The organism is Phytopseudomonas daroniae, assembly GCF_004327275.1.
Lineage (GTDB): Bacteria > Pseudomonadota > Gammaproteobacteria > Pseudomonadales > Pseudomonadaceae > Aquipseudomonas > Aquipseudomonas daroniae.
Genome location: NZ_QJUJ01000001.1, coordinates 423,124 through 436,273 on the forward strand (window position 1 = coordinate 423,124; position 13,150 = coordinate 436,273).

Consider the following 13,150-nt stretch of genomic DNA (forward strand, 5'->3'; position numbering starts at 1 on the left):
GCACTTCTCTCCTCAGGCCGTAAAACTTACTCGAACCAGTGGGCTCGGGCGGCCATGATCAGCTTGCCGGCACGCTCTTCGTCGATGCCGTCGATGTCGAGCAGGTCGTCAATAGACTGCTCGGCCAGGTCTTCGCGGGTAACCACACCGCGTACTGCCAGTTCCTGCGCCAGGCCTTTGTCCATACCCTCGAGTTCGAGGAGGTCTTCGGCCGGCTGGGCGTCTGCCAGCTTTTCTTCTGTGGCGATGGCTTTGGTCAGCAAACGATCCTTCGCTCGCGAGCGCAGTTCGTTGACGATTTCTTCGTCGAAACCATCGATGCTGAGCATCTCTTCCATCGGCACGTAAGCGATTTCTTCCAGGCTGGTGAAGCCCTCTTCGACCAGCACCTGGGCCAGTTCTTCGTCGACTTCCAGCTCGTCGATGAAGCCCTGCAGGATGTCGCCGGTCTCTGCCTGCTGCTTGGCCTGGATGTCCGCTTCGGTCATCACGTTCAGCGTCCAGCCGGTCAGCTGGCTGGCCAGGCGAACGTTCTGGCCACCACGGCCAATCGCTTGAGCCAGGTTGTCCTCGCCAACGGCGATGTCCATGGCATGAGCGTCTTCGTCAACGATGATCGCTGCGACTTCAGCCGGCGACATGGCGTTGATGACGAACTGCGCCGGGTTGTCGTCCCACAACACGATGTCCACGCGCTCACCGACCAGCTCACCGGAAACCGCTTGCACGCGCGAACCGCGCATACCGATGCAGGCGCCCTGCGGGTCGATACGCTTGTCCTTGGAACGCACTGCGATCTTGGCCCGCGAGCCCGGATCACGAGAAGCGGCCTTGACCTCGATGAGACCTTCGGCGATTTCCGGCACTTCGATGCGGAACAGCTCGATCAGCATTTCCGGCGCGGTACGCGACAGGATCAGCTGAGGGCCGCGGTTCTCGGTGCGGATTTCCTTGAGCAGCGCACGCAAGCGCACGCCAACCCGGAAGGTTTCACGCGGAATGATGTCTTCGCGAGCCAGCAACGCTTCAGCATTGGCACCCAGATCGACGATGACATTGTCACGGGTCACCTTCTTCACGGTGCCGGCGATGATCTCGCCAAGGCGCTCGCGATAGGCTTCGACGACCTGAGCACGCTCGGCCTCGCGCACTTTCTGCACGATGACCTGCTTGGCGGTCTGGGCAGCAATGCGGCCAAACTCGATGGAATCGATTTTTTCTTCGAGTACATCACCGACCTTGGCATTCGCCTCGACAGCACGCGGCATGTCGGTGGTCACCTGATGTGCCGGATCTTCGAAGTGCTCTTCATCGACCACAGTCCAGCAACGGAAGGTCTCATAGCTACCGCTCTGGCGATTGATCGCCACGCGCAGCTCGACTTCGTCTTCAAAACGTTTCTTGGTCGCCGTGGCCAGGGCCAACTCGAGCGCCTCGAAAATCACAGCGGCCGGCACACCCTTTTCATTGGATACCGACTCAACAACCAGCAGTACTTCTTTGCTCATCGTACGCCTCGCCTTTCGCAATCCATTGGGATCCACGCATTCCGCGAATCCCGCGGGATCCGTGTCTCAATCAAACCGGGGGATAATGTTGGCCTTGTCGATCAGATCGATCGGCAAAAGGAACTCGTGGTCATCCACCTGCACCACCACGTCTTCCTCCTCCACACCGCGGAGCAGACCCTGAAAGTTGCGGCGCCCTTCGAACGGCGAGCGCAACTTGATTTTTACCTGCTCGCCGGCGTGACTGGCGAACTGCGCCAACGTGAACAGCGGTCGATCCATGCCCGGAGAGGACACCTCGAGGGTGTACTCCGCCGCAATTGGATCCTCGACATCGAGAACACCGCTGATCTGCCGACTGACCTTCTCGCAATCGTCGATGAGAACGCCATCGGCATGATCGATGTAGATACGTAGCAGCGAATGCCGCCCCTGAGACAGGAACTCGATACCCCAGCACTCGTAGCCAAGCGCCTCGACTACCGGGGCCACCAAGGCCTGCAACTGTTCTAGCTTGCTCGACACCCGAACCCCTCGCGCATGCTGTGCAAATGAAAAATGGGCGAAACGCCCATCCATAAAACCGTCCGTGCGACGGCAAATCTGTCCACCAGCTAGCAAAAAGCCCCTTGAAAGGGGCTCCGCTACTACTGGTTGCGGGGGCTGGATTTGAACCAACGACCTTCGGGTTATGAGCCCGACGAGCTACCGGACTGCTCCACCCCGCTTCAAAACTGGGAGCGGATTATACGACCGAACCACTCTGTGGGTCAACCAACCCCCAGAAACAGAAAAGCCCGCATGCAGCGGGCTCTCCTGTTCAATTGGTACCGAGAAGGGGACTCGAACCCCTACAGCCTATGGCCACTACCACCTCAAGGTAGCGTGTCTACCAATTCCACCACCTCGGCAAATTTAACGCTTACTGCTCTTCGGGAGTTTGAGGTACGTCTTGCTCACCCGAAGTTGGCGCCTGCTGCTGCTCAAGCACCGGTACATCTTCCGCTGCAGGTTTGCTTTCCCGCGGCACTTCCATCACTGCCGGATCAGGCAAACCAGCCTGGCCTAGCGTATCAGCTTTTTGATTAGCAAAGAACGCCAACCCCAAGCTGGTAATGAAAAAAGCGGTGGCGAGTATAGCAGTAACTCGGCTCAGAAAGGTAGTAGTTCCCTGACTACCGAAAACGGTATTCGAAGCACCAGCACCAAACGAAGCACCTGCATCGGCACCCTTACCCTGCTGCAGCAGAACCAGCACAACCACACCGATCGCGCCCAGCAGATGAAGAACCACAACGACTGTTTCCAGCATATTCTTAGTTTCCTGCAGCGCGACAGATCGCGCCGAACTCATCCGCATTCAGAGAGGCTCCACCCACAAGCCCCCCATCGATATCAGGCATGCCGAAAAGCTCGGCTGCATTGGCGGCCTTGACACTGCCGCCATAAAGAATTCTCAAAGCACCTGCTACATCTGCATCTTTGCGCGCGACACGAGCACGAATCGCCGCATGCACATCCTGAGCCTGCTCGGGTGATGCCGTCAGACCGGTACCAATGGCCCAGACTGGCTCGTACGCCACCACAGCGCGCGAAAGCGCCGTAACACCCAGCGCATCGATCACGCTATCGAGCTGACGCTCGACGACCGCAAGCGTCTCACCCGCCTCGCGCTGCTCGAGGGTCTCCCCCACACACAGCACCGGAACGAGCCCGCCGACCTGGGCCGCTGCGAACTTGCGCACGACCTGCTCCTCACTATCACCCAGAATCAGGCGACGCTCGGAATGGCCAACCAACACGAGCCTGCAACCGGCATCGCGCAATTGCTCGCCCGACACCTCGCCAGTCAACGCCCCCTGCCCCGGCTCTACTGCACAGTTTTGCGCGCCTATCGACACAGCAATACCACTCAGCCCCTCGACAACCTGACCGAGATGAACACTGACAGGGAACACAGCGACCTCGACATCGACAGGCAACGCCTGTCGATTCAGACCTTCGATCAGCTCTGCGACACTGGCGCGGGTACCGTGCATTTTCCAGTTACCAGCAACCATTGGGCGGCGCATGCTTTACCTCGTTGGTCAAAGAGGGCGCAGATGTTACCCAACAGCTTGTGGACTGGCAAGCCGAATCAGACACAGACTCGAGAGACAACCTCAGCCAATTCATTGGCATAGGCCCGCACCTGGACTTCGTCCTCGCCCTCGACCATGACTCGCACCAACGGCTCGGTACCGGACTTGCGCAACAGTACTCGCCCACGCCCGGCCATACGCGCGGTCACGCTATCGCTGGCAGCCTGAACTTCTGGATGCTTGAGCGGATCGACACCGCCGCCGAAACGCACATTGACCAGCACTTGCGGACACTTGTGCAAGCCCTGGCGCGCTTCGGCCAGGCCTTGCTCGCGACGACGAATGGCGAGCAGAACCTGCAGCGCTGCGACAATGGCATCGCCCGTGGTGACATGCTGAAAGCACACCAGGTGCCCCGAATTCTCACCACCCAACTGCCAACCGCGCCCCAGGAGCTCGGCAATCACATAACGATCACCAACGTTGGCGCGCACGAAGGGAATCTGCAGCTCGTCGAGGGCAAGCTCAAGACCAAGGTTGCTCATCAAGGTACCGACAACCCCGCCCTGTAGCTTGCCGCGGGCATGCAGATCACGGGCAATGATAAACAGCAGCTCGTCACCATCCACCACCGCACCAGTGTGATCGACCATCAACACCCGGTCGGCATCACCGTCGAAGGCGATCCCCAGATCCGCCTGGCGCGCCACCACTTCAGCCTGCAGGTTTTCGATGTGAGTCGAACCGCAACCCGCGTTGATGTTCAGCCCGTCAGGCTGGGCCGAGAGCACCGAAACCTCGGCACCCAACTCCTGGAAAACAGCCGGAGCCACCTTGTAGGCCGCTCCATGGGCGCAATCGAGGACGATTTTCAGGCCGGCGAAATCGGTACTGCTCGGCACACTGCTCTTGCAGAATTCGATGTAGCGACCCGCCGCATCGTTGATCCGCGAGACCTTGCCCAACTGCTCGGATTCGACCACGGTCATCGGCGTATCGAGCAACTCTTCGATCATCAACTCGACGTCGTCCGGCAGCTTGGTGCCCTGGCCGGAGAAGAACTTGATGCCATTGTCATGGTGAGGGTTGTGCGAAGCGCTGATGACGATGCCCGCCTCGGCATGAAAGGTACGCGTCAGATAGGCGATCGCCGGTGTCGGCATCGGCCCCAGCAGCATGACGTCCGCGCCTGCGGCCGACAGGCCCGCCTCCAGCGCCGATTCGAACATGTAGCCGGAAATACGCGTGTCCTTGCCGATCAGAATCCGGCACTTGCCCTGCTTGCGAAAGGCCATGCCGGCAGCCCAGCCGAGCTTGAGCATGAAATCCGGGGTAATGGGGTAGTGACCGACGCGCCCACGAATACCGTCGGTGCCAAAATACTTGCGACTCAAAACGACAACTCCCTTTTTCTGATTACTGCGCCGCTTCGACTGCGGCGACCATGCGCACCACGTCGACGGTTTCCGCCACATCGTGAACGCGCAGAATGCTTGCGCCCTTGGCAACGGCCAGGGCCGCCAGGGCCAGACTGCCATACAGACGCTGATCGACCTCACGCCCCAGCACCGCACCAATCATACTCTTGCGCGAAACACCGACCAGAAGCGGAAGACCGAAGGCATGCAGGGCCGGCATGCGCCGGAACAGGCTGAGATTATGTTCCAGGGTCTTGGCAAAGCCGAACCCCGGGTCGAGCACCACACGCTCCGCCGGGATACCTGCCTGCTCGCAGGCAGCCAGACGTTCACGCAGGAAGTCCTCCACCGCGACCAATACATCATCGTATTGCGGGCTTTGCTGCATGGTTGTGGGCTCGCCGCGCATATGCATCAGGCAAATCGGCAAGCCTGTTTCGGCAGCCGCCTGTAGCGCGCCGTCGCGCTGCAACGAACGCACGTCGTTGATCAGCCCGGCGCCCAACCTTGCCGATTCACGCATGACTTCCGGGGTCGAGGTGTCCACGGAGATGATCACGTCCAGCTCGGCAGCTATGGCTTCCACCATGGGCGCTACGCGGGCAAGTTCATGCTCCACGGAAACCGCCTGGGCGCCAGGACGCGTGGACTCCCCGCCGATATCGATCAGGGTAGCCCCCGCCCGCACCATGCTTTCGGCATGGCGCAGCGCCGCATCACGCCTGGCAAAGCGCCCCCCGTCGGAAAAGGAGTCAGGCGTGACATTGAGAATCCCCATTACCTGGGGACGGGTCAAATCAAGAAACCGGCTGCCACAAGGCAGCCGGCTCCGGGGTATTGCAAGCGACATGAGTGACCTTACAACTCGGCGGCAGGCCCGCCGATAGGTTTCTCGGGACGATCGGCCTCGTCGGATTTGGCTGCCGGCTTGCCGGCATCGCTGCCGCCGCCAGTCCAATCACGCGGCTCACGCGGCGTGCGACCACTCATGATGTCGTCGATCTGATCGGCATCGATGGTCTCGTACTTCATCAGTGCTTCGGCCATGGCATCGAGCTTGTCGCGGTTCTCCTCGAGCAAACGCTTGGCCGTGTCGTAGCAGTGATCGATGATGCTACGCACTTCCAGGTCGATCAGTTTGGCAGTCTCGCCAGAGATATTGCTGCTCTGACCACCACCACCTCGACCCAGGAAGACCTCACCCTCTTCTTCTGCATACATCAGCGGGCCGAGCTTCTCGGAAAGGCCCCACTTGGTGACCATGTTCCGGGCGATCTGGCTGGCACGCATGATGTCGTTGGAAGCGCCCGTGGTGACACCGTCGAAGCCCAGGGTCATTTCCTCGGCGATACGGCCGCCGTACAGCGAACAGATCTGGCTGATCAGCGCACGCTTGGACAGGCTGTAGCGATCTTCTTCCGGCAGGAACATGGTTACGCCCAGGGCACGGCCGCGGGGAATGATCGATACCTTGTAGACCGGGTCATGCTCAGGCACCAGGCGCCCGACGATGGCGTGGCCTGCCTCGTGGAATGCGGTATTGAGCTTTTCCTTGTCCGACATGACCATGGTCTTGCGCTCGGCGCCCATCATGATCTTGTCTTTGGCCAGTTCGAACTCCTTCATCTCCACCACACGCTTACCGGAGCGAGCGGCGAACAGCGACGCCTCGTTGACCAGGTTGGCCAGGTCGGCACCGGAGAAGCCAGGCGTGCCGCGGGCGATGACCGCAGCCTTGACGTCTTCGCCCATCGGCACTTTGCGCATGTGCACGTTGAGGATCTGCTCACGACCACGAATATCCGGCAGACCAACCACGACCTGACGGTCGAAACGGCCCGGGCGCAGCAGCGCAGGATCGAGCACGTCCGGACGGTTGGTCGCCGCGATGACGATGATGCCATCGTTCACTTCGAAGCCGTCCATCTCGACCAGCAACTGGTTGAGGGTCTGCTCGCGCTCGTCGTGACCACCACCCATGCCGGCGCCACGGTGGCGACCGACGGCGTCGATCTCGTCGATGAAGATGATGCAAGGCGCATGTTTCTTGGCCTGCTCGAACATGTCACGCACGCGGGACGCGCCGACACCGACGAACATTTCCACGAAATCGGAACCGGAAATGGTGAAGAAAGGCACTTTCGCCTCACCGGCAACGGCTTTGGCCAGCAGGGTCTTACCAGTACCCGGCGAGCCGACCATCAGCACACCGCGTGGGATACGGCCACCGAGGCGCTGGAACTTGCCCGGGTCGCGCAGGAATTCGACGAGCTCGCTGACTTCTTCCTTGGCCTCGTCACAACCGGCAACGTCAGCGAAAGTGGTCTTGACCTGGTCTTCCGAGAGCAGCCGCGCCTTGCTCTTGCCAAAGCTCATCGGCCCGCCCTTGCCGCCGGCACCGCCCTGCATCTGGCGCATGAAGAACATGAACACGGCGATGATCACCAGGATCGGGAAGCTGGCGACCAGCAGTTGAGTCCAGATGCTCTGCTGCTCAGGTTGCTTGCCGACGATCTCGACATTGTTGTCCATCAGATCCTTGATCAGGCCATTGTCCTGGATCGCCGGGCGCACGGTCTCGAACGACGAGCCGTCGGAACGCATGCCGCTGATGATGTAGCCATCGACGGTAACGCGCTTGACCCCACCATCCTGAACCTGCTGGATGAACTCCGAGTAGTTGAGCTTGTTGGTCTCGCTCGGACTGGAGAAATTGTTCATCACCGTAACCAGGACGGCGGCGATGATCAGCCACAGGATCAGATTCTTTGCCATGTCGTTCAATTAGCTACCCTCTGAAGCAGGCCTCTTGCCGAAGCGTGCTTCGCATGACGACCAGTTATATACCGATCTAACTTACTACAAACGCCCGCTCGTGGCTGACACCGTCTGTAACCCTTTATGAGACATCCGCCCGTAACGATGCGCGCATCGGCTTGGACTGACAACCAAGCCTTTGGTTTTACTCTTCGCGCGGGCCCTTGAATCCGCGCGCCAACATGTACTGCTCGCGGGAGCGACCGCGTGACGACAGCGGCTTGCGCATCTGCACCTTCTCGAACAGACCGCGCACCTGCTTGTGGTACTCATCGAAACCTTCGCCCTGGAAGATCTTGATCAGGAAATCACCACCAGGGCGCAATACCCGAGTAGCCAGATCCAGCGCCAGCTCGCACAGATACATGGCACGAGGCTGATCCGACTCCCTTACTCCACTCATATTGGGGGCCATATCGGAAATCACAAGGTCTACCGGATGATTGTCGATGGCCTCGAGGATGCGCGCGAACACCGTATCTTCGGTGAAGTCACCCTGAATGAAGGTCACGTCGGGAATGCTGTCCATTTCCAGGATGTCCGAGGCGATCAATCGGCCCTTGTCACCGATGACCCGGCTGGTGACCTGAGACCAGCCACCTGGTGCGGCACCGAGATCGACCACGGTGATGCCGGGACGCAGGATGCGATCCTTCTCCTGAACCTCCAGCAGCTTGTAACTGGCACGTGAACGGTAGCCGTCCCTTTGCGCCATTTTGACGTACGGATCGTCGAAATGCTCTTTCAGCCAACGCAGGCTGGTCTTGGAACGGGCCACACAACACCTCGGAAGAACAAAATGAATAACTGGGCGGTCTTCAAGCGGCTCGGTTAAAATAGCCCGCTTTCCCCAGATTAAGACGCAGGGTTCAGATTATGCCGCTCACTCAAGAGCAGAAGAAACAGTTCAAATCTATCGGCCACCACCTGAAACCGGTATTGATCGTTGCCGATAACGGTGTTACCGAAGGCGTATTGGCAGAGCTGGAGCGCGCCCTGAACGATCACGAACTGATCAAGATTCAGTTGCGCATCACCGAACGTGAAGACCGCCTGGCGGTGATCGACGAGCTGTGCAAGGCCAGCAAGGCCGACCTGGCGCAGGTGATCGGTAAAATGGCGCTGCTGTACCGCAAGAACCCCAAGGCCAATCGCAACCTGTCCAACATCAGCCGCTTTCAGGGCTGAGCCGGTGGATCAGCCGATCGTCGGGTCGGCTGCCACGGATTTGCGAGGCACGGGCTGCAGCACCAACAGCAGACCGAAAAATGCCAGCAGCAGGTAACTGAAGAGTTGCCAGCGCACGGCATCTGGCCATAGCGCGAGCGAAACCAGCAAGCCAGAGGCAATCGCCAGCACCGCGAGCAGCAACTGCCCGCGGCGCTCGCCCCAGAGTGCCGACAAGCGGCACTGCCTGACCAACAAGCCAGCCTGCATCAGCACGCAGATCAGGGTGATGAACACCATCTGCGGCATCAGCACGCCGGCGATTTCTTCGATCAGCAGCGATGCCAGCCCTACGCTGGACATGCCCGGCAGCACCACGAAGTGCAGTATCCAGATGCCGCCCACCCAGAGGGTTTGCAGCAGCACCCAGAAACCTGCGGCCATGTCGGGCGTTACCGCCGGATCAGATGTGGCGAACTTCGACAATCTCGTACTCGATCAGACCGCTTGGGGTGTTCACCGCGACCACGTCGCCCTCTTCCTTGCCGATCAGGGCACGGGCGATGGGCGAGCCGACGGAAATCTTGCCCTGCTTGATATCGGCTTCGTCTTCGCCGACGATCCGATAGGACACGCTTTCATCGGTCTCGACGTTGGCGATTTCCACCGTGGTACCGAAGATCACCTTGCCGGTATGGGCGATGGTGGTGACATCGATCACCACCGCATTCTGCAGGCGCCCTTCGATATCGCGCACACGCGCCTCGACCATGCCCTGCTGTTCGCGGGCGGCGTGGTATTCGGCGTTCTCTTTCAGGTCACCCAGCTCGCGCGCCTCGCCGATATCCTGGCTGAGCTTGGGCCGAACCACCTTGGTCAGGTGGGCCAGTTCTTCCTCGAGGGCGCGAGCGCCCTCGATGGTCATGGGGTATTTATTCATGCCTTGATTCCTGCGTGCAGATCCTGCAGGCGGCGCACGGTCTTCTCTGGACCGAATTTCAGCGCCTCGCAGATCGCCTGACCAGCCGCGATGGTGGTGGTGCAGTAGATCTTGTGCTGCAGAGCGTTACGACGAATGGAGTAGGAGTCAGCGATGGACTGACGACCTTCGGTAGTGTTGATGATCAGGGTGACTTCGTCATTCTTGATCATGTCGACCACATGCGGACGACCCTCGGTCACCTTGTTCACGCGACGCACCGGCAGACCGGCAGCCTCGATCACTTTGGCGGTTCCGGCGGTAGCAACCACATCGAAGCCCAGGCCGACCAGATCACGCGCCACTTGAACGGCCTCTGGCTTGTCGTCCTCACGAACACTGATGAATGCGACACCAGCATTGGGCAGAATCTCGCTGGCACCCAACTGCGCCTTGGCGAACGCCTCACCGAAGCTGTCACCGACGCCCATCACTTCACCGGTGGACTTCATTTCCGGGCCAAGGATCGGGTCGACACCCGGGAACTTGTTGAACGGGAACACCGCTTCCTTGACGCTGAAGAACGGCGGGATGATTTCCTGGGTGAAGCCCACTTCGGCCAGGGTCTTGCCGGCCATCACACGCGCCGCGATCTTGGCCAGCGACTCGCCGATGCACTTGGACACGAACGGTACGGTACGCGAGGCACGCGGGTTGACCTCGATCACGTAGATGTCCTCGCCCTGCACGGCCATCTGCACGTTCATCAGCCCGACCACACCGAGCTCCAGAGCCATTTTCTTGACCTGGTCGCGGATCTCGTCCTGGATGTGAGCCGGCAGCGAGTACGGCGGCAGCGAGCAGGCGGAGTCACCGGAGTGCACGCCAGCCTGTTCGATGTGCTGCATGATGGCGCCGATGACCACGGTCTCGCCGTCGCACACGGCATCCACGTCCACTTCGATGGCGCAGTTGAGGAAGCGATCGAGCAGCACCGGGCTGTCGTTGGACACCTTCACCGCTTCGCGCATGTAACGCTTGAGTTCTTCTTCCTGGTAGACGATTTCCATCGCCCGACCGCCCAGTACGTAGGACGGGCGCACCACCATCGGGTAACCGATGTTCTTGGACAGCGCCAGGGCTTCCTCTTCACTACGCGCGGTGGCGTTGGCCGGCTGACGCAGGCCGAGGCGCTGCACCATCTGCTGGAAGCGCTCGCGGTCTTCGGCGCGGTCGATGGCGTCCGGGCTGGTACCGATGATCGGCACGCCAGCTTCTTCCAGAGCGCGGCACAGCTTCAGCGGGGTCTGCCCGCCGTACTGCACGATCACCCCCTTCGGCTGTTCTACGCGAACGATTTCCAGCACGTCTTCCAGGGTCACCGGCTCGAAGTACAGGCGATCGGAGGTGTCGTAGTCGGTGGAAACGGTTTCCGGGTTGCAGTTGACCATGATGGTCTCGTAACCGTCTTCACGCATGGCCAGCGCCGCGTGCACGCAGCAGTAGTCGAACTCGATCCCCTGGCCGATGCGGTTCGGACCGCCCCCGAGGATCATGATCTTGTCGCGACCGCTCGGATTGGCCTCGCACTCTTCCTCGTAGGTCGAGTACATGTAGGCGGTATCGGTGGCGAACTCGGCGGCGCAGGTGTCCACGCGCTTGTACACCGGCAACACCTTGAGCTTGTGGCGATGGTTGCGCAGGTTCTTCTCGGTGACACCGAGCAGTTCGGCCAGGCGCGCATCGGAGAAACCCTTGCGCTTGAGTTTGTACATGACATCGCGGTCGATGCTGGACAGGCCGAGGGTCTTCACTCGCTCCTCGTCCTTGATCAGATCCTCGATCTGCACCAGGAACCACTCGTCGATGCGCGTCAGCTCGAACACTTCATCGACCGTCTTGCCGGCACGGAAGGCGTCGCCCACATACCAGATACGATCCGCGCCCGGCACGATCAGTTCGCGCTTGAGTGTGCTTTCAGCCTCGGGGTCAGTCGGATCCAGCTTCGGATCGAAGCCGGACACGCCAACTTCCAGACCACGCAGAGCTTTCTGCAGGGATTCCTGGAAGGTACGGCCGATGGCCATGACCTCACCGACGGACTTCATCTGGGTGGTCAGACGAGCGTCTGCCTTGGGGAATTTCTCGAAGGCGAAACGTGGGATCTTGGTGACCACGTAATCGATCGCCGGCTCGAACGATGCCGGAGTGCGGCCGCCGGTGATGTCGTTGGACAGCTCGTCGAGGGTGTAGCCGACAGCCAGCTTGGCGGCGATCTTGGCGATCGGGAAACCGGTAGCCTTGGAAGCCAGGGCCGAGGAACGCGACACGCGCGGGTTCATCTCGATGACCACCATACGGCCGGTGTTCGGACAGATGCCGAACTGCACGTTAGAGCCGCCGGTTTCCACGCCGATCTCACGCAGCACCGCCAGGGAGGCGTTACGCAGTATCTGGTATTCCTTGTCGGTCAGGGTCTGGGCCGGTGCGACGGTGATCGAGTCACCGGTGTGCACGCCCATCGGGTCGAAGTTCTCGATGGCGCATACGATGATGCAGTTGTCCTTCTTGTCACGGACCACCTCCATCTCGTATTCCTTCCAGCCGATCAGCGATTCGTCGATCAGCAGTTCGTTGGTCGGCGACAGATCCAGACCACGGGTGCAGATTTCCTCGAACTCTTCGCGGTTGTAGGCGATGCCGCCACCAGTGCCGCCCATGGTGAAGGACGGACGGATGATGCACGGGAAACCGACCTTCTCCAGGACGCCGTAGGCTTCTTCCATGCTGTGGGCGATACCCGAAACCGGGCAGGCCAGGCCGATGTCCTTCATGGCCTTGTCGAAACGCGAACGGTCTTCGGCCTTGTCGATGGTGTCGGCGTTGGCGCCGATCATTTCGACGCCGAATTTTTCCAGCACGCCATGGCGCTCGAGATCCAGGGCACAGTTCAGTGCGGTCTGGCCACCCATGGTCGGCAGCAGGGCGTCAGGACGCTCCTTCTCGATGATCTTGGCCACGGTGGCCCATTTGATCGGTTCGATGTAGGTGGCGTCGGCCATGGCCGGGTCGGTCATGATGGTGGCCGGGTTGGAGTTCACCAGGATGACGCGGAAACCTTCCTCGCGCAGGGCCTTGCAGGCCTGGGCGCCGGAGTAGTCGAACTCGCAGGCCTGGCCGATGACGATGGGGCCGGCGCCGAGGATCAGGATACTTTTGATGTCTGTACGTTTTGGCATT

12 protein-coding genes and 2 tRNA genes are annotated in these 13,150 nt (G+C 60.4%); 1 reads left to right on the plus strand and 13 read right to left on the minus strand.

The window, feature by feature from the left end; translation table 11 throughout:
- Positions 1-26: 26 nt before the first annotated feature.
- The 10 genes from nusA to rlmE all read right to left on the minus strand — a co-directional run bounded on the left by nusA (position 27) and on the right by rlmE (position 8,602).
- Positions 27-1,508, minus strand: a complete 1,482-nt coding sequence (nusA, locus tag DNK10_RS02040) for a transcription termination factor NusA (protein ID WP_131178817.1) — start codon at positions 1,506-1,508, stop codon at positions 27-29.
- Between the two features lie 66 nt (positions 1,509-1,574).
- Entirely contained in the window at positions 1,575-2,033 is a 459-nt protein-coding gene (gene rimP / locus DNK10_RS02045) for a ribosome maturation factor RimP (protein ID WP_131178963.1), read from the minus strand.
- A gap of 126 nt (positions 2,034-2,159) precedes the next feature.
- Positions 2,160-2,236, minus strand: a tRNA-Met gene (locus DNK10_RS02050).
- 97 nt (positions 2,237-2,333) lie between these two features.
- Positions 2,334-2,419 (minus strand) — tRNA-Leu (locus DNK10_RS02055).
- An 11-nt stretch (positions 2,420-2,430) separates the two neighbouring features.
- Complete coding sequence (gene secG, locus DNK10_RS02060; RefSeq protein ID WP_131178816.1) at positions 2,431-2,820, minus strand: preprotein translocase subunit SecG; 390 nt, start codon at positions 2,818-2,820, stop codon at positions 2,431-2,433.
- Between the two features lie 4 nt (positions 2,821-2,824).
- On the minus strand, positions 2,825-3,580 hold the full coding sequence (gene tpiA / locus DNK10_RS02065; protein ID WP_131190423.1) for a triose-phosphate isomerase: 756 nt from the start codon (positions 3,578-3,580) through the stop codon (positions 2,825-2,827).
- A 65-nt stretch (positions 3,581-3,645) separates the two neighbouring features.
- Positions 3,646-4,983 (minus strand): phosphoglucosamine mutase, encoded by a 1,338-nt coding sequence (gene glmM, locus DNK10_RS02070; protein ID WP_131190424.1) that lies wholly within the window; start codon positions 4,981-4,983, stop codon positions 3,646-3,648.
- A 22-nt stretch (positions 4,984-5,005) separates the two neighbouring features.
- On the minus strand, positions 5,006-5,857 hold the full coding sequence (gene folP, locus DNK10_RS02075; protein WP_131190425.1) for a dihydropteroate synthase: 852 nt from the start codon (positions 5,855-5,857) through the stop codon (positions 5,006-5,008).
- 8 nt (positions 5,858-5,865) lie between these two features.
- A complete protein-coding gene (ftsH, locus tag DNK10_RS02080) occupies positions 5,866-7,782 on the minus strand; it encodes an ATP-dependent zinc metalloprotease FtsH (protein ID WP_131178812.1) in 1,917 nt (638 codons plus the stop codon).
- Positions 7,783-7,969: 187 nt separating this feature from the next.
- On the minus strand, positions 7,970-8,602 hold the full coding sequence (rlmE, locus tag DNK10_RS02085) for a 23S rRNA (uridine(2552)-2'-O)-methyltransferase RlmE (RefSeq protein ID WP_131190426.1): 633 nt from the start codon (positions 8,600-8,602) through the stop codon (positions 7,970-7,972).
- Positions 8,603-8,700: 98 nt separating this feature from the next.
- Here rlmE and yhbY point away from each other — a divergent pair, with 98 nt between their 5' ends.
- Positions 8,701-9,012: a ribosome assembly RNA-binding protein YhbY gene (yhbY, locus tag DNK10_RS02090; protein WP_131178810.1), complete on the plus strand. Its 312-nt coding sequence runs from the start codon at positions 8,701-8,703 to the stop codon at positions 9,010-9,012.
- A gap of 9 nt (positions 9,013-9,021) precedes the next feature.
- Here the strand turns inward: yhbY and DNK10_RS02095 are convergent, their stop codons facing one another.
- Genes DNK10_RS02095 through carB form a run of 3 tightly spaced genes read right to left on the minus strand, consistent with a single transcriptional unit; the run spans position 9,022 to position 13,149 of the window.
- Positions 9,022-9,477: a DUF4149 domain-containing protein gene (locus DNK10_RS02095; protein ID WP_341869457.1), complete on the minus strand. Its 456-nt coding sequence runs from the start codon at positions 9,475-9,477 to the stop codon at positions 9,022-9,024.
- Entirely contained in the window at positions 9,455-9,931 is a 477-nt protein-coding gene (gene greA / locus DNK10_RS02100; protein WP_131178809.1) for a transcription elongation factor GreA, read from the minus strand. The genes DNK10_RS02095 and greA overlap by 23 nt, the downstream gene beginning before the upstream one ends.
- Complete coding sequence (gene carB, locus DNK10_RS02105) at positions 9,928-13,149, minus strand: carbamoyl-phosphate synthase large subunit (protein ID WP_131190427.1); 3,222 nt, start codon at positions 13,147-13,149, stop codon at positions 9,928-9,930. The genes greA and carB overlap by 4 nt, the downstream gene beginning before the upstream one ends.
- Between the last annotated feature and the right edge of the window lies 1 nt (position 13,150).

Bases quoted from the DNA above. Each gene is read 5' to 3' on its own strand.
- nusA (WP_131178817.1), bottom strand. From the start codon at position 1,508: ATGAGCAAAGAAGTACTGCTGGTTGTTGAGTCGGTATCCAATGAAAAG.
- folP (WP_131190425.1), bottom strand. From the start codon at position 5,857: ATGTCGCTTGCAATACCCCGGAGCCGGCTGCCTTGTGGCAGCCGGTTT.
- greA (WP_131178809.1), bottom strand. From the start codon at position 9,931: ATGAATAAATACCCCATGACCATCGAGGGCGCTCGCGCCCTCGAGGAA.
- carB (WP_131190427.1), bottom strand. From the start codon at position 13,149: ATGCCAAAACGTACAGACATCAAAAGTATCCTGATCCTCGGCGCCGGC.
- secG (WP_131178816.1), bottom strand. From the start codon at position 2,820: ATGCTGGAAACAGTCGTTGTGGTTCTTCATCTGCTGGGCGCGATCGGT.
- yhbY (WP_131178810.1), top strand. From the start codon at position 8,701: ATGCCGCTCACTCAAGAGCAGAAGAAACAGTTCAAATCTATCGGCCAC.
- ftsH (WP_131178812.1), bottom strand. From the start codon at position 7,782: ATGGCAAAGAATCTGATCCTGTGGCTGATCATCGCCGCCGTCCTGGTT.
- tpiA (WP_131190423.1), bottom strand. From the start codon at position 3,580: ATGCGCCGCCCAATGGTTGCTGGTAACTGGAAAATGCACGGTACCCGC.